Annotated in this window: 22 protein-coding genes, 1 tRNA gene and 1 pseudogene (1 of these 24 only partly in view); 16 read left to right on the forward strand and 8 right to left on the reverse strand. The window is 63.1% G+C overall.

Annotation, left to right across the window (positions count from 1 at the left end; genetic code table 11):
* The 5 genes from ACVWVY_RS01025 to ACVWVY_RS01045 all read right to left on the reverse strand — a co-directional run bounded on the left by ACVWVY_RS01025 (position 1) and on the right by ACVWVY_RS01045 (position 5,676).
* Entirely contained in the window at positions 1-1,065 is a 1,065-nt protein-coding gene (locus ACVWVY_RS01025; protein ID WP_456624653.1) for a branched-chain amino acid ABC transporter permease, read from the reverse strand.
* 28 nt (positions 1,066-1,093) lie between these two features.
* Positions 1,094-1,996 (reverse strand): branched-chain amino acid ABC transporter permease, encoded by a 903-nt coding sequence (locus tag ACVWVY_RS01030; protein WP_456624654.1) that lies wholly within the window; start codon positions 1,994-1,996, stop codon positions 1,094-1,096.
* A gap of 9 nt (positions 1,997-2,005) precedes the next feature.
* A complete protein-coding gene (locus tag ACVWVY_RS01035) occupies positions 2,006-2,830 on the reverse strand; it encodes an ABC transporter ATP-binding protein (protein WP_456624655.1) in 825 nt (274 codons plus the stop codon).
* A gap of 2 nt (positions 2,831-2,832) precedes the next feature.
* Positions 2,833-4,776: an AMP-dependent synthetase/ligase gene (locus ACVWVY_RS01040; RefSeq protein WP_456624656.1), complete on the reverse strand. Its 1,944-nt coding sequence runs from the start codon at positions 4,774-4,776 to the stop codon at positions 2,833-2,835.
* A gap of 823 nt (positions 4,777-5,599) precedes the next feature.
* Positions 5,600-5,676 (reverse strand) — tRNA-Met (locus ACVWVY_RS01045).
* A 324-nt stretch (positions 5,677-6,000) separates the two neighbouring features.
* Here ACVWVY_RS01045 and ACVWVY_RS01050 point away from each other — a divergent pair.
* The 4 genes from ACVWVY_RS01050 (at position 6,001) to ACVWVY_RS01065 (ending at position 10,313) form a co-directional block, all read left to right on the forward strand.
* Complete coding sequence (locus ACVWVY_RS01050) at positions 6,001-7,608, forward strand: GMC family oxidoreductase (RefSeq protein ID WP_456624657.1); 1,608 nt, start codon at positions 6,001-6,003, stop codon at positions 7,606-7,608.
* 287 nt (positions 7,609-7,895) lie between these two features.
* On the forward strand, positions 7,896-8,411 hold the full coding sequence (locus tag ACVWVY_RS01055) for a CvpA family protein (protein WP_456624658.1): 516 nt from the start codon (positions 7,896-7,898) through the stop codon (positions 8,409-8,411).
* Positions 8,412-8,544: 133 nt separating this feature from the next.
* Entirely contained in the window at positions 8,545-9,327 is a 783-nt protein-coding gene (locus ACVWVY_RS01060; RefSeq protein ID WP_456624659.1) for an SDR family oxidoreductase, read from the forward strand.
* Positions 9,324-10,313, forward strand: coding sequence for an NADPH:quinone reductase (locus tag ACVWVY_RS01065; RefSeq protein WP_456624660.1), 990 nt, complete (start codon positions 9,324-9,326; stop codon positions 10,311-10,313). The genes ACVWVY_RS01060 and ACVWVY_RS01065 overlap by 4 nt, the downstream gene beginning before the upstream one ends.
* Positions 10,314-10,332: 19 nt before the next feature.
* On the opposite strand, the gene ACVWVY_RS01070 is transcribed toward ACVWVY_RS01065, so the two are convergent.
* On the reverse strand, positions 10,333-10,749 hold the full coding sequence (locus tag ACVWVY_RS01070) for a DUF3775 domain-containing protein (RefSeq protein ID WP_456624661.1): 417 nt from the start codon (positions 10,747-10,749) through the stop codon (positions 10,333-10,335).
* A 116-nt stretch (positions 10,750-10,865) separates the two neighbouring features.
* Here ACVWVY_RS01070 and ACVWVY_RS01075 point away from each other — a divergent pair, with 116 nt between their 5' ends.
* From ACVWVY_RS01075 to ACVWVY_RS01100, 6 genes and pseudogenes are all read left to right on the forward strand, one after another.
* Positions 10,866-11,711 carry an MBL fold metallo-hydrolase gene (locus ACVWVY_RS01075; RefSeq protein ID WP_456624662.1) on the forward strand — a complete coding sequence of 282 codons (846 nt, stop codon included), beginning with the start codon at positions 10,866-10,868 and terminating at the stop codon, positions 11,709-11,711.
* Between the two features lie 222 nt (positions 11,712-11,933).
* Entirely contained in the window at positions 11,934-12,776 is an 843-nt protein-coding gene (locus ACVWVY_RS01080; RefSeq protein WP_456624663.1) for a fumarylacetoacetate hydrolase family protein, read from the forward strand.
* 160 nt (positions 12,777-12,936) lie between these two features.
* Positions 12,937-13,551, forward strand: a complete 615-nt coding sequence (locus ACVWVY_RS01085) for a glutathione S-transferase family protein (protein ID WP_456624664.1) — start codon at positions 12,937-12,939, stop codon at positions 13,549-13,551.
* Between the two features lie 23 nt (positions 13,552-13,574).
* Positions 13,575-14,789 carry a serine hydrolase domain-containing protein gene (locus ACVWVY_RS01090; protein WP_456624665.1) on the forward strand — a complete coding sequence of 405 codons (1,215 nt, stop codon included), beginning with the start codon at positions 13,575-13,577 and terminating at the stop codon, positions 14,787-14,789.
* Positions 14,786-15,549: pseudogene (locus tag ACVWVY_RS01095) on the forward strand (MBL fold metallo-hydrolase). Before ACVWVY_RS01090 ends, ACVWVY_RS01095 begins: the two are co-directional and overlap by 4 nt.
* The gene (locus ACVWVY_RS01100; RefSeq protein WP_456624666.1) at positions 15,546-16,349 is read left to right on the forward strand and encodes an enoyl-CoA hydratase/isomerase family protein; all 804 of its coding nucleotides are present in this window, start codon (positions 15,546-15,548) and stop codon (positions 16,347-16,349) included. Before ACVWVY_RS01095 ends, ACVWVY_RS01100 begins: the two are co-directional and overlap by 4 nt.
* A gap of 6 nt (positions 16,350-16,355) precedes the next feature.
* Here ACVWVY_RS01100 and ACVWVY_RS01105 read toward each other — a convergent pair whose 3' ends face one another.
* Positions 16,356-16,898 (reverse strand): methylated-DNA--[protein]-cysteine S-methyltransferase, encoded by a 543-nt coding sequence (locus tag ACVWVY_RS01105; protein WP_456624667.1) that lies wholly within the window; start codon positions 16,896-16,898, stop codon positions 16,356-16,358.
* Between the two features lie 180 nt (positions 16,899-17,078).
* Here ACVWVY_RS01105 and ACVWVY_RS01110 point away from each other — a divergent pair, with 180 nt between their 5' ends.
* On the forward strand, positions 17,079-17,903 hold the full coding sequence (locus ACVWVY_RS01110; protein WP_456624668.1) for an alpha/beta fold hydrolase: 825 nt from the start codon (positions 17,079-17,081) through the stop codon (positions 17,901-17,903).
* Between the two features lie 5 nt (positions 17,904-17,908).
* Positions 17,909-18,733, forward strand: coding sequence for an alpha/beta fold hydrolase (locus ACVWVY_RS01115; RefSeq protein ID WP_456624669.1), 825 nt, complete (start codon positions 17,909-17,911; stop codon positions 18,731-18,733).
* A 15-nt stretch (positions 18,734-18,748) separates the two neighbouring features.
* Here ACVWVY_RS01115 and ACVWVY_RS01120 read toward each other — a convergent pair whose 3' ends face one another.
* Positions 18,749-20,482, reverse strand: a complete 1,734-nt coding sequence (locus ACVWVY_RS01120; protein WP_456624670.1) for an adenylate/guanylate cyclase domain-containing protein — start codon at positions 20,480-20,482, stop codon at positions 18,749-18,751.
* 190 nt (positions 20,483-20,672) lie between these two features.
* On the opposite strand from ACVWVY_RS01120, the gene ACVWVY_RS01125 reads away from it, so the two are divergent.
* From ACVWVY_RS01125 to ACVWVY_RS01140, 4 genes are all read left to right on the forward strand, one after another.
* Positions 20,673-21,350, forward strand: a complete 678-nt coding sequence (locus tag ACVWVY_RS01125) for a GntR family transcriptional regulator (protein WP_456624671.1) — start codon at positions 20,673-20,675, stop codon at positions 21,348-21,350.
* A gap of 33 nt (positions 21,351-21,383) precedes the next feature.
* Entirely contained in the window at positions 21,384-22,184 is an 801-nt protein-coding gene (locus ACVWVY_RS01130) for a phytanoyl-CoA dioxygenase family protein (protein WP_456624672.1), read from the forward strand.
* Positions 22,185-22,348: 164 nt separating this feature from the next.
* On the forward strand, positions 22,349-23,662 hold the full coding sequence (locus tag ACVWVY_RS01135; RefSeq protein WP_456624673.1) for an NAD(P)H-dependent oxidoreductase: 1,314 nt from the start codon (positions 22,349-22,351) through the stop codon (positions 23,660-23,662).
* 415 nt (positions 23,663-24,077) lie between these two features.
* Positions 24,078-24,572, forward strand: the beginning of a protein-coding gene (locus tag ACVWVY_RS01140; protein WP_456624674.1) for a TRAP transporter substrate-binding protein. The gene runs 594 nt beyond the window's last position; 495 of the gene's 1,089 nt are visible here — the first part of the coding sequence; the start codon lies at positions 24,078-24,080; its stop codon lies off the right edge, out of view.

Consider the following 24,572-nt stretch of genomic DNA (forward strand, 5'->3'; position numbering starts at 1 on the left):
TCAGTGCTTGAACGGCCATAGCCGCAGTCTCTCCTTTGTCAGTTGCCAGAGCCGCGCCAGCCCGAGCGGCTCGAAGATCAGGAACATGATGATCATCACGCCGAAAATGACCTGCTCGAGCGCCGACGTGATGGTGGCGTCGACGGATTTGCCGAAAACGGTGTGGAAGAAGATGTTCAGGAAGATCGGCATCAGGAGGATGAAGCCCGCGCCCAGGAACGAGCCCATAATGGTGCCGAGACCGCCGATGATGACCATGAAGAGAATTCGGAACGACAGGTCGATGCCGAAGGCCGACGGCTCCACGGTCTGCAGGTAGGCGAATGCGAACAGCGCACCGCCGACGCCGCAATAGAACGAACTGATCGCAAAAGCCTGCAGCTTGGTGCGCAGCAGCGAAAAACCCATCACTTCGGCCGCGACATCCATGTCACGCACCGCCATCCAGCCGCGCCCGATGCTGCCGCGCGCCATGTTCTTGGCCAGAAGCGCGAGCACTGCGACGATCGCAAGCACCACCCAATACTTCTCACGGGGCGTTGCGAAGTTGTGGCCGAACATCACGATCGGCTGCGCGGTGATCACGCCCGCCGGGTCGTAGTTCTTGAACCAGCCGAACTTGTCCAGCGCCCAGACGATGAAGAACTGCGATGCGAGCGTCGCGACCGCGAGATACAGTCCGCGAATACGCAAGCTCGGCAGACCGAAGACGATGCCGACCAAAGCTGCGCAGACGCCGGAAAGTCCGACCGCGACCACAAACGGAATGCCGTCGATACGAAGAATGAGGTTGTAACAGGCGAACGCTCCGACAGCCATGAAGCCGGCCGATCCGAGCGAAAGCTGGCCGGCATAGCCCATCAGGATGTTCTGCCCGAGCGCCACCAGGGAAAGTACGAGCCATGGAATAAGGATCGCGCTCAGCCAGTAGCTGTTGGCGACGAACGGGAGCATCACCGCAGCGATCAGCATGATCGCGATGCCGATACGATCCTGACGCAGCGGAAAGATCTGCGAGTCCTGCGCGTAACTGGTGCGGAACTGTCCGGCTTCTCGGTAGAGCATGAAACGGAATCCTCGGGGTTGCGCGACGTCAGACGCGACGGATGATCTTTTCGCCGAACAGGCCTTCCGGTCTGATCAGCAGGAAGAGAACGGCGAGCATGTACGGGGCCCACCCCTCGATGCCGCCACCGAAAAACGGGCCGATGAAGACCTCGCCGAGTTTTTCGACCGCGCCCACGATCAGGCCGGCGAGGATGACGCCCGGCACCGAGGTGAAACCTCCGATGATCAGCACCGGCAAGGCCTTGAGCGCGACCCACACCAGCGCGAACTGAACGCCGCTGCGCGCGCCCCACAGCATGCCCGCAACCAGGGCAACGACGCCCGCCGTGGCCCACACGAGCATCCAGATGTGTTTTAAGGGAATGCCGATCGACAGCGCCGCGGCATGGTCGTCCGCGACCGCACGCAACCCGCGCCCAACCTTGGTGTGCGAGAACAGCAGCGCCAGCGCCGCCACCATGATGCCGGCGACCGCTGCCGCCGTGACGTCGAGCTGGCTGACGAGCATGCCCGTCTTGTCCATCACCCAGTTGATCGGCTCGTCCCGAATGCCGAGATCCAGGCGCCGCACGTCGACGCCCCAAGCAAGTTGCGCCACGCCTTCGATGACGAAGGCGAGACCGATCGTGGCCATCAGCAGCGTGTCCTCGCTCTGATTTACCAGCGGACGCAGAACGAAGCGTTCGGTGCCCATGCCGACGAGGATCATCAGGCCGACAGTGACGGGCAGCGCCGCCCAGAACGGCAGCCCGAGCTCCATGAAGCCGACAAAGGACAGCACGGCGAAGAAGACCATCGCGCCCTGCGCGAAGTTGAACACCGACGAGGCCTTGTAGATGAGCACAAAACCGAGCGCGACCAGCGCGTACATCGTTCCCGAAAGCAGGCCGCCGACCAGAACCTCGAGAAAAAACCAAAAGTCCGGCATTGCCTGTCCTCAGTGTGGGACGCCGAGATAGGCGTCGATGACGTTCTGGTCCGCCCGCACTTCTTCAGGCGTGCCGTCCCCGATCTTCTTGCCGTAGTCCAGCACGACGACACGGTCGGAGATGTCCATCACCACACCCATGTCGTGCTCGATCAGCACGATGGTCGTGCCGTAGTGGTCGTTGACATCGAGGATGAAGCGGCACATGTCCTGCTTCTCCTCGATGTTCATGCCGGCCATCGGCTCGTCGAGCAGCAGGATGGTCGGTTCGGCGGCGAGCGCACGGCCAAGTTCGACGCGCTTCTGCAGCCCGTAGGGCAGGCGCGCCACCGGCGTCTTGCGGATGTGCTCGATCTCGAGGAACTCGATGATTTCCTCGACCGCGGCGCGATTTTCGGCCTCCTCGCGACGGGCACGAGGCAACTGCAGCGCCACTTCGAGAAAGCTTGCGTGCATATGCAGGTTGCGGCCGGCCATGATGTTGTCGAGCACCGACATGCCCCGAAACAGCGCAATGTTCTGGAAGGTGCGCGCGATACCGAGCCGGGCAGCGTGTGTCGGCGCCATTTCCGACAGGCGTTCGCCCCGGAAGGTGATGCCGCCTTCCTGCGGCACATAGATGCCGTTGATGACGTTAAGCATCGAGCTCTTGCCGGCGCCGTTCGGACCGATGATGGCGCGGATCTCGTGCTCGAGCACATTGAAGGAAATATTGGACAACGCCTGCACGCCGCCAAAGCGCAACGAGATCGAGTCGAGTTCGAGGATCGGCGAACCGAAAGCAAAGGCGCGTTGCGCGGACTGCAGAATGGAGGATTGTACTGATATCGTCATGTTCAGGCGGCTCTCCGGTTCTGCGCGGATGCAACGACTTTCGCGTCGCGGATTTTCATCTCTGCGGGCGCGGCCCCTTCGACGCTTCCAGCCTCGAAACGCATTTCGGTTCGGCCGTCATACATCGCGTCCACCAGCGCCCGGTATCGCTCCGCGATGACGTCGCGGCGCAGCTTGCCGGTACGCGTGAGGACGCCGTCATCCGCGCTCAGCTCATGGTTCAGGATGACAAAGCGCTGGATCTGCGATTGCGCCAGCGAGGGCTCCGACGCCAGCTGCGCGTTTACGTTGGCGATACAATCCGCAATCAGTGCATAAACTTCGTCGCGCGAGGCGAGATCGGCGTGCCCCATGTACGAAATGCTCAGCTTGTCGGCCCACCGGCTGGTGGCGGCCATTTCGATGTCGATGAGCGCGCAGACCGTGTCGCGCCCGTCGCCGAACGCCACCGCTTCCCTGATGTAGGGCAGGAACTTGAGTTTGCTTTCGAGCAGCCTGGGCGCATATGGCGTGCCGTCTTTCAACGCGCCGACATAGGCCATGCGATCGACGATCCGCAATTGCCCGTCCTGGCCGAGGTAACCGGCGTCGCCGGTGTGAAACCAGCCCTCGGCGTCTAATGCCCGCGCCGTTCTCTCGGAGTCACCATGGTACTCCCTGAAAAGGCCGGGTGAGCGCACCAGGATTTCGCGCTGCGGCGTCATTTTCAGTTCCACACCTTCGACCGGAGATCCGACCGTATCCGGCCTGACCGCGCCGTCGCGCTGCATCGCGACGAAGAATCCGGTTTCAGTGGAGCCGTAGAGCTGCTTCAGGTTGATTCCCAGCGCACGAAAAAACATCAACAGATCGGGATCGATCGCATCGCCGGCGGTGTAGGCCAGGCGCACCTTGCTCATCCCGAGCACATCGCGGAGCGGTCCGCGCATCAAGAGATCGGTCGCCATCGACACCAGCCGGTCGCCGACCGAAACGGCTTCGCCGGCCAACGTCCGCGCACTGACCCGCCGCGCGACTGCCATGCAATAGCGATAGAGAGCCTGATTGAAGCCGCCGGCCTCCTCCATTCGGAGCGACACCTGTTTGGCCAGCGTCTCAAGCACGCGCGGTGTGGCGAGGAAATATGTCGGACCCATCTCGCGCATATCGGCAAGCATGGTGTCGGAGGATTCGGGGCAACAGATGCAGTAGCCGACGACCATCGGCTGGACGTAGCCGAACAGGTTCTGGCCGATCCATCCGGGCGGAAGGTAGGCCATCGCCACGTCGGTATCCTTCAATTCTCCCATCGACGCGGCCACACGCGCGCGATCGATCAGCGAGGCATGGGTGAGGACGACGCCCTTGGCGGGGCCGGTCGTGCCCGATGTATAGAACACGAAGGCTGAATCCTGCCCGCTGCCGCGCGCGGCCTCGGCATGCAGGAAGTCACGCTTTTCGGCGGCGAGTTGGTGGCCGTGCTGCAGCAAAGAAGCGTAGCTGACAAGCTCCGGCTGCTTGTAGTGGCGCATGCCGCGGTCCTTGTCGTAGACAATGCATCGAACTGTGGGACAGCGCGGCAATATTTCGAGCAACTTGTCGACCTGCTCCTGGTTTTCGGCAAAGACGTGGGTAACTTTCGCGCTGTCGATCGACGACGCGATCTCGTCAGCCGTCGCATCCTGATAGAGCGGCACCACGACGGCGCCGAGCCACTGCGCCGCGCACATTGCCGCATACAGCCGCGGCCGGTTGTCGCCCAGCAAAGCGACATGGGCGCCGCGTTGCAGGCCTCGTTCCGACGCCGCGGCTGCAAGCGCGGCGGCTTCTTCGGCCAGTTCGCGCCAAGTTACGGTGCACCAGATGCCGCGGCTCTTTTCGCGGATGGCCGGACGTTCACCCCGCTCGCGGGAGTGATGCATGAGCAGCTTCGGAAACGTATCGAGGTCCAAATTCCCAGTTGTCATTAGCCGCGTTCCCCAATGCCTCCACAGCCGCCGAGGCGCGCGGAGCGCGCCTGGCGAAACCATCCACAGAATGTCGGAATGCAGTGATCTGCTGCGCCGCGATCGGCGTGCAACGATTGGCAAACCCATGAGTCACGCGCGGCGCTAGCCGACACAACGCACGATGTTCGCAATCATATCGTCCGGCGCAAGGATCGGCCCGATGCCTGATCCTTGTCGGTGACGATGTCCCTTCGTTATCGACGACAAGAATCGAAGCGCACGCAAGCCACGACCCGAACTCAGGGTCGCCTCGCGCTCCCAGATTCCTTTGCTCCGTTTTCGCCCGCATGTTTTTCCTCTGACCAATGCTTACGCGCAGAATGTGTCAGTCGGGAGTTGCGCCAACATGCAGTATCAATCATGCGGAGTCGATTTCCGATTGGATTTATTCCAAGTGTGTGTGCGCGAATGACATCGGCAAAGGGACATAGGCAAAGCCTATGGGCACAAAAATTCTTACGTCGACTGATTGCGAATCCCGATGACATAATTTGGACAATTGATTGAGCGTCGAACTTTAGTCTGACTCATTCGTTTGAATGACGCGCGTCCGAACGCCGTTGATTTGAACGGTGATAAAAATGATGCGCCGTGGTGAAGCGGTTGTGTCCCACGCGATATAACGTCGCGGCAAACTTTCCGATGACCTCTCGATCCCTGAAGTGGCCGACGCGCGCAGCACGGCGCTCGCCGACACCCGTCGGCATCACGCGTTGACGGCTTGACGGGTTGCCCTAAAAACGAAAACCCCGGCCGCGGGGCCGGGGTTTTGCATTGTAGTTGGTTGCGGGGATAGGATTTGAACCTATGACCTTCAGGTTATGAGCCTGACGAGCTACCGGGCTGCTCCACCCCGCGTTAAACCGTTGCGCTGCCTTCGAAAAGCCGGTGCCGAAACGTTCACGGCGAACGCCAGATGACGCCGATCGATCCCGTCCGGAGGCTTCCTGAGAAGGCGACCGGGCCGAAGCCGTCGGGCGCGATGGGTATGTATCAACGTCGTCCCGCTTTGGAAAGGGGCAAGGCTCCGCTTTTGAGGATTTTATGACAGCAAAAACGAGGGTTTGAGGGGGAAAAACCGCCTCGTGGAACCGCTCTTGCCATAAACGCCGCAAAAGCGGAGTTTTGGCCCCCAAAGCGTGGCCGTGCGGGCCTGCCAGAACAAAAAAACGGGGGATGCGCGTGACGGATACATTCGACTTCGTGGTGGTGGGCGGCGGCTCCGGCGGCTGCACGGTGGCGGGACGGCTGTCGGAGGATCCGAACATTTCGGTGGCGGTGCTGGACGCCGGCGGCAGGAACGACAATTGGGTGGTCACGACGCCGTTCGCACTCGTGCTGATGGTCGCCGGCAACGTCAACAACTGGGCCTTCAACACCGTGCCGCAAAAGGGCCTCAACGGCCGCATCGGCTATCAGCCGCGCGGCAAGGGGCTCGGCGGCTCGTCCGCCATCAACGCGATGGTCTATATCCGCGGCCACCGCGCCGACTACGATCAATGGGCCTCGCTCGGCAATGCCGGCTGGTCGTTCGCCGACGTGCTGCCCTACTTCAAGCGCGCGGAAGACAATTCCGATTTCGGCGGCGAGTATCACGGCAAGGGTGGGCCGCTGGCTGTCAACAAATCGCGCAGCGACAATCCGGTGCAGCAGATTTTTCTGCAAGCGGCGCAGGAAGCGCAGTTTCGCCTGCGCGAGGATTTCAATGCCGACGACCATGAGGGGCTCGGCATCTATCAACTGACGCAGAAGAACGGCGAGCGGTGCAGCGCCGCGCGCGCCTATATCCACCCGCATATGGGAAACCGCGCCAATCTGCGCGTCGAGACGCATGCCCACGCCAGCCGCATCCTGTTCGAGGGCAAGCGCGCGGTCGGCGTCGAATACCGCCAGGGCAAGGAAATCAAGCGGATCCGCGCCCGGCGCGAGGTGATCGTGTCCGCCGGTGCGTTCCAGACCCCGCAACTCCTGATGCTCTCCGGCGTCGGCGACAGCGCGGCCCTTGGCAACCACGGCATCGCCACCGTGCATCATTTGCCCGGCGTCGGACAGAACCTGCAGGATCATCCCGATTTCGTGTTCGGCTACATGTCCGACAATCCGAACTTCAACGGCATCTCGCTCAAAGCGTTGCCACGGCTGATGCGCGCTATCAGCCAGTACCGGCGCGAACGACGCGGGCCGATGACGTCGAACTTCGCCGAATGCGGCGGCTTCCTGAAAACCCGGCCGGACCTCGAGGTGCCCGATATCCAGCTCCATTTCGGCATGGCGCTGGCCGACGATCACGGCCGCAAGCGCCATCGCGGCACCGGCTTTACCTGCCACGTCTGCCTGCTGCGGCCGAAGAGCCGCGGCAGCGTTTCGCTCGGCAGCGCCCATCCGCTTCTCCCGCCGGTGATCGATCCGAACTTCTTCGGCGAAGAGGCCGACCTGGAAGCCATGGTCGCTGGCTTCAAGACCACGCGGCGGCTGATGGAGACGCCGGCGCTGCGCGCGTTGCAGAAAAAGGAGATGTTCACCGAAGGCGTGCATAGCGATGACGAGATCCGCAACCTCCTGCGCGCCCGCGTCGACACCGTCTATCACCCGGTCGGCACCGCCAAGATGGGCGTCAACGATCCCTTGGCCGTGGTCGATCCGACGCTGAAAGTGTACGGCGTCGAGGGATTGCGGGTGGTCGATGCCTCCATCATGCCGACGCTGATCGGCGGCAACACCAACGCGCCGACCATCATGATCGGCGAGAAGGCCGCCGACATGATCAAGGCGGAGATGCGGGCGGGTTGATTTATTGCACCCGTCATTGCGAGGAGCCAACGGGTCGCGCGAATGCGCGCCCGATAACAGGCTCCCGCGACGAAGCAATCCAGCTGTCCGCAATGACGTGGAGCGAGCCCGAGCACGTATGCACGCTGCCGGACACAGTGCAGTAGCCCGGTTGAGCGAAGCGATGTCCAAGGCCGGCGCTCCATAGTTCCGACCACACACGCTTTGGTTGATACAGACGATTTTAGCGATCGTTGGTCCGATTCATTGACGAAGCATCGGTATCGGAACGGGGTGGAGTTTTCCCCATGAACAGTTTCGATGCCGTCGTCTATCTCGGACTGATTATTGCGGTGGTCATCGGTTTCAATACCGGGCTATTGCGTAGCGCAATTGCAATTCTGGCCTACATCGCCGCGATGCCGATTGCGATAGGGCTGGTGCCACTGGTGTCGCCGCAGCCCGACGGCCAGCATGCGCTGCCGTTTGCGCAGAATTCGCCGCTGTTCTTCGGAGCTTTTCTGGTCATCGGCATGGTGCTCGGAAAGCTGGTCTGCCTGGTCCTCGACGACATCATTGGACCGCAAGCCGGCATCGGAGACCGCCTTGGCGGTGCCGCCCTCGGCGCAGTGCGCGTCGGCCTGATTGCGATCACGGTTGTGCTGATCTTCGACCAGCTTGTGCCGGCAAAACTTCAGCCGGCATTCATGACCGGCTCGCGGTTGCGGCCTATGCTGTCGGCCGCCGGGCAAATGGGCGTCAATTCCCTTCCGCCGGATCTCGTGGCTGCGATCGACCGCCTGAAGAAAGACCGCCACATATAATCGGCATGTCATCGGCGCCGTCTCCCTGATATGCGTTTCGGCGGTAGCCGCTTCCTTATCAGGGCCGCTCGACTTGGTTAAAGTGGGCTCATCCGACTTTCAGAAAATCACCTGACACAACGGGAGAGAAACAGTGGATCTTGGGATCAAAGACCGCCGCGCCATCGTCTGCGCATCGAGCAAGGGCCTGGGGCGCGCCTGCGCCATAGCGCTGGCCAATGAAGGCGTGCACGTCACGCTGACCGCGCGCGGCGCGGAGGCACTGAAAAAGACCGCCGACGAAATCCGCAAAGCCTATCCGACCGTCACCGTCACGGAAGTCGCCGGCGACATCACCACTCCGGCAGGGCGCGAAGCCGCGCTGAAAGCCTGTCCCGATCCGGACATCCTGATCAACAATGCCGGCGGCCCGCCGCCCGGCGATTTCCGCAACTGGACCCGCGACGACTGGATCAAGGCGATCGACGCCAACATGCTGACACCGATCGAACTGATCAAGGCGACGGTGGACGGCATGATGGCGCGGAAATTCGGCCGCATCGTCAACATCACCTCCGCCGCGGTGAAGGCGCCGATCGATATTCTCGGCCTTTCCAACGGCGCGCGTGCCGGCCTCACCGGCTTCGTCGCCGGGCTGTCGCGCAAGACCGTGATCAGCAACGTCACCATCAACGCGCTGCTGCCGGGACCGTTCGACACCGACCGCCTGCGCGGTGTGGGGAAAGCGGAAGCCGAGAAGCGCGGCATCACGGCGGACCAGGTGTTTGCCGAGCGCGCCAAGCAGAATCCGGCGGGGCGATTCGGCGAGCCCGATGAGTTCGGCTATGCCTGTGCGTTCCTGTGCGGCGCCAAGGCCGGCTACATCACCGGCCAGAACATCCTGCTCGACGGCGGCGCGTTTCCGGGCACGCTATGAAGGCAGTCTGGTACGAGCGAGCGGGCCCCGCGCCCGAGGTGCTGAGCTATGGCGAGATGCCGACGCCACTGGCCGGCCCGGGCGAAGTCCGGGTGCGGCTGGAGGCGTCCGGCGTCAATCCCGCCGATGTCGGCCGCCGCGGCGGCAGCTATCGCGCGATGGAATATCCGCGCGTCATTCCAAACAGCGACGGTGCGGGGATCATCGACCAGGTCGGCGACGGCGTCACGCGGCTCAAGATTGGCCAGCGCGTCTGGCTGTTCAACGGCCAGCGCAACGGCCGCGCGTTCGGCACCGCGGCTGAATACATTGCGCTCGCCGAACATCTGGTGACGCCGCTGCCCGACAATTTGTCGTTTGCGGAAGGCGCCACCCTCGGCATCCCCGGCATGACCGCGTGGACCTGCCTCTTCTGCGACGGCCCGATCGTGGGACAGACGGTGCTGGTCACCGGTGGCGCCGGAGCCGTCGGTCACTATGCCGTGCAACTCGCCAAATGGGGCGGCGCCAAGGTGATCGCGACCGTCAGTTCGGCGGCCAAGGCCGAGCAGGCCCGGCTTGCCGGCGCCGATCTCGTCATCAACTACAGAAGCGAAGACGTCGCCGCCAAAGCGATGGCCTACACCGGGCAGCGCGGCGTCGACCGCGTCGTCGATGTCGATTTCGGCGGCAATATCCAGACCACGCTGAAACTGATGGGCATGAATTCGACGATCGCGGTGTATGCCACCAATGGCAACCGCACGCCCGTCGTGCCGATGCGCGAGTTGATGGAAAAATGCATCGCGCTGCGCACGCTGGTGCTGTTCGCGCTGCCACAGCCGCTATTGGCGGCGGCGCAGGCGGACATTTCGAAGTGGCTGGCGGCGGGTCCGCGCATTCACAACGTAGCCGCGCAGTTCGCCCTCTCGGACACCGCACAGGCGCATCTTGCGGTGGAGAAAGGCGACAAGCTGGGCACCGTAATCGTGGACTGCGCCAAGTAACCCAAGCAGCTACAGATAGCTACTGGACCGGCGTGGTCCGCGCCTCCGTCCAGGAAAGGCCGAACTCGCCGAGACCTTCAGCGAGAAGGTCGCCCAGCATCGGCTCGCCGAGCAGATAGCGCGCGGTTGGGCCACCACTGCGTCCCTCCGCGGCCTGCTGCCGCAAGTCCTTCCATTCCTCGATGGTTCCGTCGCCGCGGCCGAGCCGCATCAGCGCGACGAGGTCGATCTGCTCGTCCTCACTCAGCGCATTGATGAAACCGGCGATCTCGCGCGCGACAAGGTCGCGCCCATCGTCCTCGAGCACATCAACCATATCGTCGTCGGTGGGATTGGATCCGGAGTCCGGATCGGACGCGGCTTCCTTGACGTCGAACTGGCGGGCCTTCTCGATCAGGAAGCCGACTTTTTCGGACGAAATCATGAGTTCTGGCATCACATGTTCCTCATACGGGCTATGCGATAACGCCCGATGCCGTCAGATGATCCATTGCACCGGAACATGGAAACCCGCATCCTTGCCCCAACAACAGAAACGTAAGGAAGCGCCGGATGAGCTGGACGGTGGGCAGGGTCAAAATCACAAAAATCATCGAAACGGAGACCGTCGGCAGCACCCGTTTCATCCTGCCGCTCGCGAGCCACGAGGAAATCCAGAAACTGCCCTGGCTGATCCCTGATTTCGCGACGGAGGATGGCCGGCTCAAAATGTCGATCCACTCGCTGCTGGTGGAAACGCCGTCGCGCCGCATCATCGTCGACACCGGGCTCGGCAATGACAAGCAGGGTCGCAACGTGCCGACCTGGAACAACCGCAACGATCCGTTCCTCGACAGGCTGACGGCGGCGGGCTTCCCGCCCGACAGCATCGATACGGTGCTGTGCACGCATCTGCATGTCGACCATGTCGGGTGGAACACGCGACTGGTGGACGGCAAATGGGTGCCGACCTTCACCAACGCCCGATATGTGTTCGGCAAGACCGAGTTTGAGTATTGGCGCGACCACAGCGGCGCGCCTGACAGGGCAGCGGTGTTCAACGATTCCGTGAAGCCGATTGCGGATGCCGGCAAGGCCGATCTCGTCGCCAGCGACGCCCAGCTTGCGGACGAGATCACCCTGATCCCGACCCCCGGCCACAGCCCCGGCCATATGAGCGTTCACATCAAGTCGGACGGCACGGAGGCCCTGCTCACAGGGGACGCCGCCCACCATCCCTGCCAGATGGCCCATCTCGACTGGTCGTCCACGGCCGATTCCGATCCCGCCCAGTCCGTGGTGACCCGTCGCGAGCTATTCTCGCGCTTCGCCGATACGCCGACGCTGGTGATCGGCGGCCACTTCGGTGCCGGTCACCTCAAGCGCGACGGAGGCGCGTTCCGGTTCGACAACTTGTAGGGTAGGCAAAGCCACCGGGTCGCGCGAAGGCGCGCCCGATGACAGGCTCCGCGTGCCCACCATCGTGTGCGAGACGCTGGTGGTGGCACGGCGAAAGGGCGCCTTTGCCCACCCTACCCTGCGCTTTCGGCAGTTGAATTTCCGCGCCCGCTGTTCCAAGAAGCGTCTGAAGGGCAGAAATTCCCCGACAAATCCCAAGAAACCCCCGCAGGGAGCGATAAAATGAAGCTAGTTCGTTACGGCGCCAAGGGCGCGGAAAAGCCCGGCCTGATCGATAAGTCCGGCCAGTTGCGCGATCTTTCGGCGCAGGTCAGGGATCTCGACGGCGAGGCCTATTCGCCGGCCTCCATCGCCAAGCTTGCCGCGCTGGATGCCTCCAAGCTTCCCGCCGTCGACGGCAAACAGCGCTTCGGCGCCCCGGTCACCGGCATCTCGAAATTCGTAGCGATCGGCCTGAATTACAGCGACCACGCCAAGGAGACGGGATCGCCGATCCCGACCGAACCGATCTTCTTCATCAAAGCCAACACCTCGCTGTCGGGTCCGAACGACGCGGTCGAAAAGCCGCGCGGCTCCACCAAGCTCGACTGGGAAGTCGAGATCGCCGCCATCATCGGCACCCGCGCCAAGTACGTCTCGGAAGCCGACGCGCTCAATCACCTCGCCGGCTATTGCGTCTGCAATGACGTTTCCGAGCGCAATTTCCAGCAGGAGCGCGGCGGCCAGTGGACCAAGGGCAAGTCGCACGACACCTTCGGCCCGCTCGGCCCGTGGCTGGTGACCAGGGACGAAATCCCTGACGTGCAGAAGCTCGGCATGTGGCTCGACGTCAACGGCCAGCGCCGCCAAACCGGCAACACCTCGACCATGATCTTCTCGATGGCGAAGTGCATTTCCTACGTCTCGCAGTTCATGACGCTGTTGCCGGGTGACATCGTCACGACAGGCACCCCGCCTGGCGTCGGTCTCGGTATGAAGCCGCCGACCTTCCTCAACGTGGGCGACGTCGTTACGCTCGGCATCGAAGGGCTCGGCGAGCAGCGCCAGGAAATCATCGCGGCCTAGCCGTCATACCCCGCGAAGGCGGGGTATCCAGTACGCCGCGGCCTTGGTGAAAGAACCGAACGGCCGCGGCGTACTGGATCATCCGCCTTCGCGGATGATGACATCGCGCAGTCGTCATCGCCGGACATAACAAGAAGAAGCCCTCCGAGGAATTCCCAGCATGAAACTCACCTTCTCCCCCGCCTCGCCGTTCGCCCGAAAAGTCCGCATCGCCGCGATCGAGACCGGCCTGATCGACAGAATAGAATTCACCCCCGCGACCGTCGCGCCGGGTCAGGCCAACGAGGAATATTCGAAGATCACGCCGCTGAAGAAGCTGCCGGTGCTGATCCTCGACAATGGCGACGTCATCCTCGATTCCTACGTCATCGTCGAATACCTCGACGAGCTCGCCGGCGGCGGAAAATTGATCCCGACCTCCGGCCCCGACCGATGGAAGGTGAAGAGCGACCATTCCCTGCTGCAGGGTATGCTCGATTCGATGCTGCTGTGCCGCTACGAGGCCATGGTGCGGCCGGAGCCGCTGCGGTGGAAGGCGTGGTCCGACGATCACTGGAACCGGGCCTGGACCGGTATGGCGCGGTTCGAGAACAAGCCCGACGTGTTGTCCGGGCCGTTCAATATTACGCAGATCGGCCTTGTTTGCGTGCTCGGCTATGCCGATTTCCGCTTTGCCGATAGCGGCTGGCGCAAGGCCTATCCGAAGCTCGATGCCTTTCATCAGAAGATGCTGGAACGGCCGTCGGTGAAAATCTCGGTACCGCCGCCGGCGTAACGTAAGGGAATGGAGATAGCGGCATGCGCGAGGGTGGCAAAAAATTGCGGCGCCTTGGCCTTGCCGCCCTCTTCATGCTCGCGGCATCCGCTGCCGGCGCGCAAACGCAGGAATTCTCCACCGGCCAGCGCAATCTCGCCTGCGGAAGTCCGGCATCTCTCGACGATAGCTGGCCGACGGCGACACCGGAGAGCGTCGGCCTCGATGGCCCACGCCTGTGCGGCATCGCGGCGAAGCTCGCGGCCACCAATGCCAACGTGCATGCCGTGGTGATCGCGCGCCATGGCAGACTGGTGTTCGAGCAATACTTCAATGGACAAGACGAACTCTGGGGAACGGACAGGGGGCCGCACGAGTTCGACGCAACCACCAAGCACGACATGCGATCGGTTTCGAAAAGCGTGACTTCGCTGCTGGTGGGGATTGCGATCGATCGCGAACTGATCAAGGGCGTGGATGAGCCCATCCTTAAATTCTTTCCGGACTACTCGGCGCTGAAAACCGCGGGCTGGGACACCGTCACCCTCCGTCATCTCCTGACCATGACATCGGGCATGCAATGGGATCAGAACCGCCCCTGGGCCGATCCGCAAAATGACGAACGGCAACTCAGCAACGAGGCCGACCCGTTCCGCTATGTCCTGTCGAAGCCGATCACGGCACCTCCGGACACCGTCTGGAATTACACCAGCGGTGGAACGGACCTGCTCGGCAACGTCATCGAGCGTGTATCAGGCAAGTCGCTGGAGGCGTTCGCGCGCGAGGCGCTGTTCGCGCCCCTCGGCATTACGGACTGGGAATGGATGAAGAACCGGAACGAGCATATTTCGGCGGCCGCGGGTCTTCGCCTGCGCCCGCGCGACGCTGCAAAGATCGGCCAGCTCGTGCTCAACAAGGGTGACTGGAACGGCAAACAGATTGTCTCGGCGAAATGGATCGAACAGTCGGTCACGCCGCGCTTCCAGGCGATCGGCTTTTTCGGGGGCCTGTTCTACTACGGGCTGCAATGGTGGATGGGTCGCACGCTATCCGGCGACAAGGACGTGAAGTGGATTGCGGCCCAGGGCCTCGGCGGCCAGCGGATCTTCATCGTCCCCGAACTCGACCTTGTGATGGTGACCACTTCAGGCCTTTATGGCAGCCCCCGGCAAGGAAATGCTCCGCTCGATATCCTCGCCAACTTCATCATTCCTTACATCAGGGACAACAACGCGATAATCAAGCCGGGGAAATCATGAGCCTGAAATTTGCCGTCGGCGACCTCACCGTCCACCGTATCATCGAACAGGAAACCACCTTCCTGCCAGCCCTGGAAATGCTGCCGGGCCTGACGCCGGAAATCCTCGCAGAGAACCGGGCGTGGATGCAAAAGGCCGGCGCGCTCGACGACCGAAATGGAACATGAAGACCGACGACACTTACGCGCGCGGGTTGGCCGCCGCCGGGCTTTCCGTCGGCGACATCGACTATGTCATGTGCACGCATCTGCATGTCGACCATGTCGGCTGGAACACGCGGCTCGACAACGGCCGCTGGGTGCCGACCTTTCCGAAGGCGCGCTACGTGTTCGACAAGACCGAGTTCGACTACTGGACCGATACGCACGCCAAGACACCCGTGCCGGCGTTTGGCGACAGCGTGCTGCCTGTCGTCGAGGCGCGGCAGGCCGAGATCGTCCGCAGCGACTACCAGATCGGCGACCACACCCGCATCCTGCCGACGCCAGGCCACACGCCCGGCCATGTCGCCTTCACCTTCGGCCGCGGCAAGGACGCCGCCGTGTTCTCGGGCGACCTGATGCATTCGCCGCTGCAAACGCGCTACCCGGAAATGTCCGTGAAGTTCGACGTCGATCAGGCGCAGGCGGCGGCGACGCGGCGCAATTTCATGGAGCGCTATTGCGATACGGATACGCTATGCTGCACCGCGCATTTCCCCTCCCCTTCGGTCGGAAAGATCCGGCGCAAGGGCAACGGATTTTCCTGCGAGGCGATATGAACGCGGACACGCCTACGTTCGAGACGCTTTCGATCGAACCGGTCGACGAGCATGTGACAATCGTCAGGCTCAATCGGCCGGACGCGTCCAACGCGCTCAACACCCAGATGGGCCGCGACCTCGTGCGCTGTTTCGAGGATGCGGCACTCGATCCGAAGAGCCTGCGCTGCATTATCCTGACCGGCGCCGGCGACAAGGCGTTCTGCGCCGGCGGCGACCTGAAGGAGCGGCGCGGCATGACGGACGAGGCGTGGACGCGCCAGCACGTCATCTTCGAGCGCATGGTGCGGGCGCTGATCGACTGCCCGGTCCCGATCATCGGCGCCGTCAATGGCGCGGCCTATGGCGGCGGCTGCGAGATCGCGGGTTGTTGCGATTTTCTCTATGCGGCGGAGAGCGCACGCTTCGCGCTGACCGAGGTGACGCTCGGCATCATGCCGGGCGGCGGCGGCACGCAAACCTTAGCCCGGGCCGTCGGCGAGCGCCGCGCCAAGGAGCTGATCCTGACCGGCAAGCCGTTTACCGCAGCCGAAGCCCACGCCTGGGGTCTTGTGAACGAAGTGTTTCCGCTATCCGAACTGCTGCCGGCGGCGCTGGCCACCGCGGCACGGATCGCCCGCAACGCGCCGATTTCCGTCCGCCAGGCAAAGCTGTCGATCCATCGTGGCCTGCAACTGTCGTTGCGGGATGGCCTCGCGCTGGAAATCGAGGCCTATAACCGCATGGTTCCGACCGAGGACCGCCGCGAGGGCGTGCTGGCCTTCAACGAGAAGCGGCCGCCGAACTTCAAGGGGCGGTAATTACGCTCAATCGAACAGGCTCGGCGTGTGGTTCACCGCCGCGCCTTCGATCGCCAGCATCTTCAGTTTCGTCACCACCCCGCCATTGGCGGAGAAACCGCCGGGCTTGTTGCCGGCCGCCAGCACGCGGTGGCACGGCACCACGATCGGACAGGGGTTGCGACCCAGCGCCTGGCCGACGTCGCGCGACAGCTCAACGCCGCCGAGTTTCTTGGCGATATCGCCATAGGTCATGGTCTTGCCCGGCGGGATGGTGCGCGCGATGTCATAGACGCCGCGGTTGAATTCGGGGACGCCGTCGAGATCGAGCACGACGTCGGCAAGGTCGTTCGGCTTGCCTGCGAGCAGCTCGACGATCCCGTCGATCGCGGCCTGCACTTTCGCCGGTGGCGTCGCCTCGATGAGATCGGCATGGCGTTGCTGCAGGCGGGCGCGGGTCTTCTTTTCATCGCCCATCGGCAGTTGCACCGAGATGATGCCGCGCTCACCCCACACGATGCCGCAGCGGCCGATCGGGGTGTCGAATATCGTAAAATGGTGCCCGGTCATGGCTGGCTCCATATTCTCCTGGTCAATGCCACCCCAGCTTCCTCTTGAGCCCAAATCTAGGCTTGGAGATTATTGCTATCCACCCGAAACCTGAGGGAACTTGACGGCATGAACAACTTCCGATGATCTGGGGTCTCGCCAGCGCCCTTCAACGGCCCTTGGCCCCCCTTACGAGCCCCCATGCAAACCATAAATGTCAACGGCTATGACATGGCCTATCTCGAGGTCGGCAAAAGCGCTGGCAATCGCCCGCCGCTGGTCTGCGTGCATGGTTCGCTGTGCGATTTTCGGATCTGGTCGTCGGTGCTAGGAGCGCTGACGCGCAAGCACCGCGTCATCGCGCCTTCGTTGCGGCATTTTTTCCCCGACCATTGGGACGGCGCCGGCGAAACCTACTCGACCGCACAGCATGTCGACGACGTCATCGGCTTCATCGAAAGGCTGGACACAAAGCCCGTCGATCTGATGGGCCATTCCCGCGGCGGGAACATCTGCTTTCGCGTCGCGCAGCACCGGCCTGATCTGTTGCGCAAGCTGATCCTGGCCGAACCCGGCGGCGAACTCGACGCTACGCTCGATCCTGCCTACAAGCCCGGCCCCTCGCCGCTCGCGGGAATGATCGCGGCTTCGGCCGAGGCGATCAGCAAAGCCGACATCGACGGCGGCCTGCAGATCTTCCTGGATGCGCTGGAAGGCCCCGGCGCTTGGAGGCGCTTGCCCGCGACGCCGAAACAGCTTTTGCGCGACAACGCCACGACGTTGATCGGGCAGGCCCGCGACCAGCGTTCGCCGCTCTCCAAGGCGGATGCAGAAGCGATCCGGACACCGACGCTGTTCATCGGCGGCGCCAACACCAAGGGCACGTTCCCGCAGGTGCTACATGCGCTGGCGGCCAACGTGAGGGGATCGCGCACCGAAATGATCCCGAACACCACGCATCCCATGTTCGAGCAGGCGCCACGGAAATATTGCGAGATCGTGCTGGCGTATCTCGCGGAGGATTGATCGCGATGCAGACACTCAGCGTTAACGGCTACGACATGGCCTATCTCGATGTCGGCAAGGGCACGGCCAACAGCCCGCCGCTGGTTCTCGTCCACGGCACGCTGGGCGATTTCCGCACGTGGAATGCCGTGCTGGGCCCGTTGTCGAAAAAACACCGCGTGGTGGCGCTGAGCCTGCGGCGATTCTTTCCGGAGCATTGGGACGGCGTCGGCAACGACTATCTGATGGCGCAGCACACAGGCGACGTCATCGGTTTCATCGAGAAGCTGAACGCCGGGCCGGTCGATCTGATGGGGCATTCCCGCGGCGGCCATATTGGATTCCGGGTGGCGCAGGCGCGGCCGGATCTGTTGCGCAAGGCCATTCTTGCTGAACCAGGCGGCGACCTCGAACCATCACTGCAGCCGGCCAGTCCGCCTCCCGGCCCCGTGCCGCTGGGGCCGCGCGTTCCGATCGCAGCCGAGATGGTGCGAAACGGCGACATTGACGCCGCGCTCGCCCTGTTCGTCGACGGGATCGACGGCGAAGGCGCGTGGGCGCGGTGGCCTGCGGCACCACGGCAGCAGTTACGCGACAATATCCATACGCTGCTTGGTCAGGTCGGCGAGAACCGCAAGCCGTTCCTGAAGAGCGAAGCGGAATCGATCAGGACACCGACATTGCTGATCGGCGGCGGCGACACCAAGGGCGCGCTGGCGGTGATCTGGCGTGTGCTGGCCGAACATATTCCAGGCGCGAGGACCGCCGTGATACCGGGCACGCGCCACTGGATGTTCGAACAGGCGCCGCAGCAATTTAGCGACGTGGTGCTGGATTTCCTGCAGGCGTGAACGCGCCGCGGCGCGTTACTTCTGATCGAGCCGCCACGCGCCATCCCAATCGGCGGGGGGCGGGTTGGCCTGAAAATCCTCGACGCGCTGAGCCAGCGCCATCGACGGCCCGTCGCCGGGGACCGCTTCGAGGCAAGCCCTGAATGCCCGGCGCGCCTCATCCCAACGCTGCGCACGATAGGCGACGAGTCCCTCGGCATATCGCTCCCGCAGCACCAGCAGTTTCTCACCGAGCTCGCCCTTGCGGCCCATGATCTCGAATACCGCTTCAGGTTTGGTCTGTCCAACCACCACCAGCCTGTCGATCTCGCGAACCGCGACTGCATCGCCGGCCGCCGTAATCGCGGGTTCTGAGGCCAGCGAGTGAGTGCCGTAGATCTTGTTGACGTTCTCCAGCCGCGACGCCAGGTTCACCGCGTCGCCCATCACCGTGTAGCTCATCATGAATTCCGAACCGATGCTGCCGACCAGCACCTCGCCGGTGGCCACACCGATACGGACGTCGCAGTCGCTCGGCACCGTGCGCACGCCAAGCAGTTCGGGCAATTCCGTCCGCAGCGCCGCGCCCCGATCGGCCATCTCGACGGCGGCCAGGCAGGCCAGCCGCGCCTGCTCGCTATGCTCGGTAAATGGAGGGCCCCAGTAGGCCATGATCGCGTCGCCGATATATTTGTCGATGATGCCGCGATGGCTGCGGATCGGCCCCGACATCGTCGAGAGATAGTGGTTCATCACCTTGACGAGGCCCTGCGGCGTCGTGCCTTCGCTCAGCCGGGTAAAGCCCTTCATGTCGCAGAACAGCACCGTCATCACCCGTCGCTCGCCGTCGCTGGCGGTCTGGGATTGACGTTCGATCAGGCCTTCCACGACGCGCGGGTCGACGTAGCGGCCGAAAGTTTCGCGCAAGCGTTCCTTGTGACGCAATTGCTCGACCATGTTGTTGAACGCCGTCGTGAGCTGGCCGATCTCGTCGCGGGTGGTGACATCGATGGAACCATCGAGCTGGCCGGCTTCGACGGCGCGGGTGCCGTCCAGAAGGCGCCGCACCGGGCCGGTTATTCCGGTGCTTATAAAAAGTGAAAATATCAATCCAAGAATGCTCGCGAGCAGGGTCAGGACCACGGAGATGACAATGGCCGTCTTCTGGTCGCGCATCGTCATCACAGCATCCTCGCGGACCAGCGCGAGCATGTCGGTGCGAATAACCTCGATCCTCTGGTTGAGGTCGTCGCGCAGCGTGTCGGTCCGCGCCACGCTGACCCGTGCCTCCGCGATATTCCCGGCATCGAGCAGCATCAGCAGCCGCTTATATTCTTCACCGAGGTAGCGGTGAAGATCGCTGGTCACGCGCTCGATCCGATCGTCGATCCGGCCGAGCCGGGCATTATCGGATGCAGTCGAGCTGTCGTCGATGATCGCATTGACCAGGGCGCGCGCCGCCTGCGCTTCCTGCTCTATTTCCTGGCCCTTGGCCTCATAGATTTTGCGCTGGTCCGCCATGGATGACTCGTCGGGCGGCGACTGCATCTTGCCGATCATCAGCCGGCGCAGCGCAAGAGCCTGCTCCAGCGAACGGATATTCATCCGCGCCAGATGCCCATACGCCTCGACATATTTGGAACTAAACTCGTCGAGCTGGTGGGCAATCTTGCGCGTCATCACCATCGACAGCGCCGACGTGATCGCCATCAGGAAGATCAGTCCGAGGGCGATGCCGAGGATTCGCTTTCGGATTGTCGGTTGCAGCATGGAGTGGCGCCCTGAGGTGGCGGACAGAATGGGAATGACGCGAACGCCCGGTCGATCTGCGATTGGGCGGGTCCGTTGCTTAGCGCGTGGCGCCGGATTTGGCACGTTCCCCGCGGGAAGGCGGTTGACGCGCGCCTGGCCGGGGAGTATTGAATACGGAATTCCGTATTCCGAAATGGATTTCGCCGGCATGATCCCCCTGGATCCCCTCCCCAACCTGATCGACCAGGTCTATGCCCGGATCCTCGAGGCAATCACCGACCGTTCGCTGCCGCCCGGGCATCGCATCCGGCAGAACGAGTTGGCGGAAAAGCTCGGCGTATCGCGCCAGCCGGTATCCCATGCGCTGCATCTGCTGCACCGGCAGGGACTCGTCGCCGAAAGCGGCCGCCGCGGCTTTGAAGTCACCCGGCTCGATCCCTCGCGCATCCGCCAGCTCTACGAGGTGCGCGGCGCCATCGACGCGCTGGCCGCACGACTGGCAGCCGGACAGGCCAAGTCCGATGCATCGGGACGCGCGCAGCTCGACGCGGCCCTGCGCGCGGGGCGGACCATCGGCAAAGATACGCCGCTGGCGCGGCTGATCGCGCTCGACGTCGATTTCCACAGCGCGATCTATCGCCTCGCGGGCAATCCCGCGATCGAGGAAATGATCGCGCCGCAATGGCCGCATATGCGCCGCTCGATGGCGACCGTGCTGGCCGAGCTCGATTACCGCGAAAGCGCCTGGGCCGAACACGACGCGATCGCCGCGCAGATTTTGGCCGGCAACGCCAAGGCGGCGGAAGCCGCCGCGCTGGCGCATGCGCAGACCGCCGGACGAATGACTGAGGAGAGACTGAGAGCGACGGACGACAAGGCGGCATAACCGCCGACAATTAAAATCACAGGAGGAAACACCATGAAACTGACGCCACAGCAGATCGAATTCTTCAACCGCGAAGGCTGGCTGTTTCTGCCCGAGCTGTTCAGCGCCGAGGAAGTCGCCTATCTCGCGCGCGAAGCCGAAGGCATTTACGACGCCAATCGCCCCGAGGTGTGGCGCGAGAAGAGCGGCGCGCCGCGCACCGCCTTTGCCGCGCATCTCTATAACGAGGCGTTCGGCGCTCTCGGCGCCCATCCACGCATGATCGAGCCGATCGAGCAGATTTTTGGCGAAAAACTCTACATGCATCAGTTCAAGATCAACGCCAAAGCCGCCTTCACGGGCGACGTCTGGCAGTGGCACCAGGATTACGGCACCTGGAAGCGCGACGACGGCATGCTTGAGCCGCGCGCGATGAACATCGCCATCTTCCTCGACGAGGTGATGCCGATCAATGGACCCTTGATGCTGGTGCCGAAGAGCCAGCACGCCGGCGACCTCAAGGCCTCCCACGACCTGGAGACCACCTCCTATCCGCTGTGGACGCTCGACGAGGCGACCGTCACCCGGCTGGTGAAGGAAGGCGGCATCGTCGCACCCACCGGCAAGGCCGGCGGCATGCTGATGTTCCACGGCAATCTGGTGCACGGATCGAGCGGCAACATCACGCCCTATCCGCGCAAGATCGTTTACCTGACGCTGAACGCAGTTTCGAACTACATCCGCACGCCGACCCGGCCGGAATATATCGCCCATCGCGACTTCACGCCGATCCAGACGGTGGAGGACGATGCGCTGCTGCGGCTTGCGCGTGCGCATCGGCAAGCCGCGGAGTAGGCGCACGCACGCCAAACCAATTGGTCGTCATGCCCGGCCTTGTGCCGGGCATCCACGTCCTGATACGCGGCTGCAAAGAACGTGGATGGCCGGGACAAGCCCGGCCATGACGAGTACAGATACACCACGCGTTCGCAAGCAATTTCACTCGTTGGACCCCTCTCATGAACCTCCATCGCCTCCTCAACGCCCGCGCCGCGGCCGGCAAGCCGGTTCGCGTCGCGCTGATCGGCGCTGGCAAATTCGGCTCGATGTTCCTGTCGCAAGTGCCGCACACGCCGGGACTCGAAGTGTCCGTCATCATCGATCTCGATCGCGACCGCGCCCGCGAAGCGTGCCGCACCGTCGGCTGGGACGCAGAGCGGATCGCGCGAACGGCCTTCACCGATGACGGCGTGCGCGCGATTGCCGGCGGCGCAATGGACGTCGTGGTGGAAGCGACCGGTAACCCGGCCGTCGGCATCAGGCATGCCCGCGCGGCCATTGCAGCCGGCAAGCATGTCGTGATGGTCAATGTCGAGGCCGACGTGCTGGCCGGGCCGCTGTTGGCCGAGGAAGCCCGCAAGGCCGGCGTGGTCTATTCGCTGGCCTATGGCGACCAGCCGGCGCTGACAGCTGAAATGGTGGACTGGGCGCGGGCAACGGGCTTTCGCGTCGTCGCCGCCGGCAAAGGCACCAAATATCTGCCGGCCTATCACGACGTGACGCCGGATGGCGTCTGGAGCCATTACGGACTGACCGCCGGCGAAGCGCAATCGGCCGGCATGAACCCGCAGATGTTCAATTCGTTTCTGGACGGCACCAAATCCGCGATCGAGATGGCAGCGATTGCGAACGCTTGCGGGCTCGACGTGCCATCGGACGGCTTGCTGTTTCCGCCTTGCGGCGTCGACGATCTGCCGCATGTGATGCGGCCGCGCGATGCGGGCGGCGTGCTGGAGAAGGCCGGCCTTGCAGAGGTCGTCTCGTCGCTCGAGCGGGACGGCCGTCCTGTCTTCCGGGACCTGCGCTGGGGTGTCTATGTCGTGCTGGAAGCGCCGAACGACTACGCCGCCGATTGCTTTAAGCAATATGGGCTGAAGACCGATGCTTCAGGCCGATATGCAGCGATGTACAAGCCGTATCATCTGATCGGGCTCGAACTGAATATTTCGATCCTGTCGGCGGCGCTGCGCAACGAGCCGACCGGGCAGCCGCATGATTTTCGCGGCGATGTCGCAGCGGTTGCAAAGCGCGATCTGCGCGCCGGCGAAATGCTCGACGGCGAAGGCGGCTACACGGTGTGGGGCAAACTGATGCCGGCACGAAAAAGTCTCTCCGTCGGCGCACTGCCGATCGGCCTTGCCCATCGCGTCAAGCTGAAGAGCGACGTGGCCCACGGCTCGGTGGTGCGCTGGAGCGATGTCGAGGTCGACGAAAATAGCGACACCATCAAGACGCGCCGGGCGATGGAAGCCGCATTCTCCGCAAGACGATGATCACGCGACGCACACCGGCACAGGGGCGGGAAATCTCTTCGCCCTGCGCATGAGGTTCAGCCGTCGCCGAGGGCTCGCCCGGCAGAATTACTGCAATGCGGCATTTCCGACTAGCTTGCCGAGCATCCACGCATCACTCGCCGTCTTAGTCTTTCGTCGGGTGGAAGCCGCCCAATCGCTTGATATTCGGGCAGACTGCGGAGGAACCAGACCCTTGATTATCAATCACTAATTCGTCATCCTGCCTGCAGGTCCATAAAGCCGGGAAATTGATTGCATCGAACACCAAGAGCCTAGGTTTCGGGGCCCACATTCCTAAACAACAGTCCAGCACCGGCCATCGGTAAACCCGAGAAGACGACATCAGATCGTCGTCCGTTGGTCGGTATCGGCAAAAACATGGAGGGGAAGCAAAATGAAACGTCGTGATTTCTTGAAGGTCGGTGGCGTCGGTCTCGCCGCGAGCGCGGTTGCAGCGCCTGCGATTGCGCAATCGAATCCAGAAATAAAGTGGCGGTTGACGGCGAGTTGGCCGAAGGCCCTCGACACGCTCTACGGCGGCTGCGAATATTTCGTCAAACGCGTTGCCGAGATCACCGACAATAAATTTCAGATTCAATCATTTGCTGCGGGCGAAATCGTCCCGGGTCTGCAGGTACTCGACGCCGTCTCGAACGGCACCGTCGAGATGGGCAACACGGCGCTTTACTACTACTGGGGCAAGAACCCGGCCTTCACCTTCGGCACGTCGCTGCCGTTCGGTCTCAACACGCGCTCGCATATTTCCTGGCTGCGTTTCGGTGGCGGCATGGACATGCTCAACGACCTGCTGAAGGAATATGGCTGCGTCGGCGTGCCTACCGGTTCTACCGGCGCCCAGATGGGCGGCTGGTTCCGGAAAGAGATCAAG

This window comes from Bradyrhizobium sp. URHC0002 (genome assembly GCF_054059515.1).

Coding starts and splice junctions, on each gene's coding strand:
- ACVWVY_RS01120 (WP_456624670.1), bottom strand. CDS start 20,482: ATGCTGCAACCGACAATCCGAAAGCGAATCCTCGGCATCGCCCTCGGA.
- ACVWVY_RS01085 (WP_456624664.1), top strand. CDS start 12,937: ATGAAACTCACCTTCTCCCCCGCCTCGCCGTTCGCCCGAAAAGTCCGC.
- ACVWVY_RS01035 (WP_456624655.1), bottom strand. CDS start 2,830: ATGACGATATCAGTACAATCCTCCATTCTGCAGTCCGCGCAACGCGCC.
- ACVWVY_RS01030 (WP_456624654.1), bottom strand. CDS start 1,996: ATGCCGGACTTTTGGTTTTTTCTCGAGGTTCTGGTCGGCGGCCTGCTT.
- ACVWVY_RS01115 (WP_456624669.1), top strand. CDS start 17,909: ATGCAGACACTCAGCGTTAACGGCTACGACATGGCCTATCTCGATGTC.
- ACVWVY_RS01070 (WP_456624661.1), bottom strand. CDS start 10,749: ATGCCAGAACTCATGATTTCGTCCGAAAAAGTCGGCTTCCTGATCGAG.
- ACVWVY_RS01040 (WP_456624656.1), bottom strand. CDS start 4,776: ATGACAACTGGGAATTTGGACCTCGATACGTTTCCGAAGCTGCTCATG.
- ACVWVY_RS01075 (WP_456624662.1), top strand. CDS start 10,866: ATGAGCTGGACGGTGGGCAGGGTCAAAATCACAAAAATCATCGAAACG.
- ACVWVY_RS01090 (WP_456624665.1), top strand. CDS start 13,575: ATGCGCGAGGGTGGCAAAAAATTGCGGCGCCTTGGCCTTGCCGCCCTC.
- ACVWVY_RS01125 (WP_456624671.1), top strand. CDS start 20,673: ATGATCCCCCTGGATCCCCTCCCCAACCTGATCGACCAGGTCTATGCC.
- ACVWVY_RS01080 (WP_456624663.1), top strand. CDS start 11,934: ATGAAGCTAGTTCGTTACGGCGCCAAGGGCGCGGAAAAGCCCGGCCTG.
- ACVWVY_RS01025 (WP_456624653.1), bottom strand. CDS start 1,065: ATGCTCTACCGAGAAGCCGGACAGTTCCGCACCAGTTACGCGCAGGAC.
- ACVWVY_RS01135 (WP_456624673.1), top strand. CDS start 22,349: ATGAACCTCCATCGCCTCCTCAACGCCCGCGCCGCGGCCGGCAAGCCG.
- ACVWVY_RS01130 (WP_456624672.1), top strand. CDS start 21,384: ATGAAACTGACGCCACAGCAGATCGAATTCTTCAACCGCGAAGGCTGG.
- ACVWVY_RS01105 (WP_456624667.1), bottom strand. CDS start 16,898: ATGACCGGGCACCATTTTACGATATTCGACACCCCGATCGGCCGCTGC.
- ACVWVY_RS01110 (WP_456624668.1), top strand. CDS start 17,079: ATGCAAACCATAAATGTCAACGGCTATGACATGGCCTATCTCGAGGTC.
- ACVWVY_RS01065 (WP_456624660.1), top strand. CDS start 9,324: ATGAAGGCAGTCTGGTACGAGCGAGCGGGCCCCGCGCCCGAGGTGCTG.
- ACVWVY_RS01100 (WP_456624666.1), top strand. CDS start 15,546: ATGAACGCGGACACGCCTACGTTCGAGACGCTTTCGATCGAACCGGTC.
- ACVWVY_RS01055 (WP_456624658.1), top strand. CDS start 7,896: ATGAACAGTTTCGATGCCGTCGTCTATCTCGGACTGATTATTGCGGTG.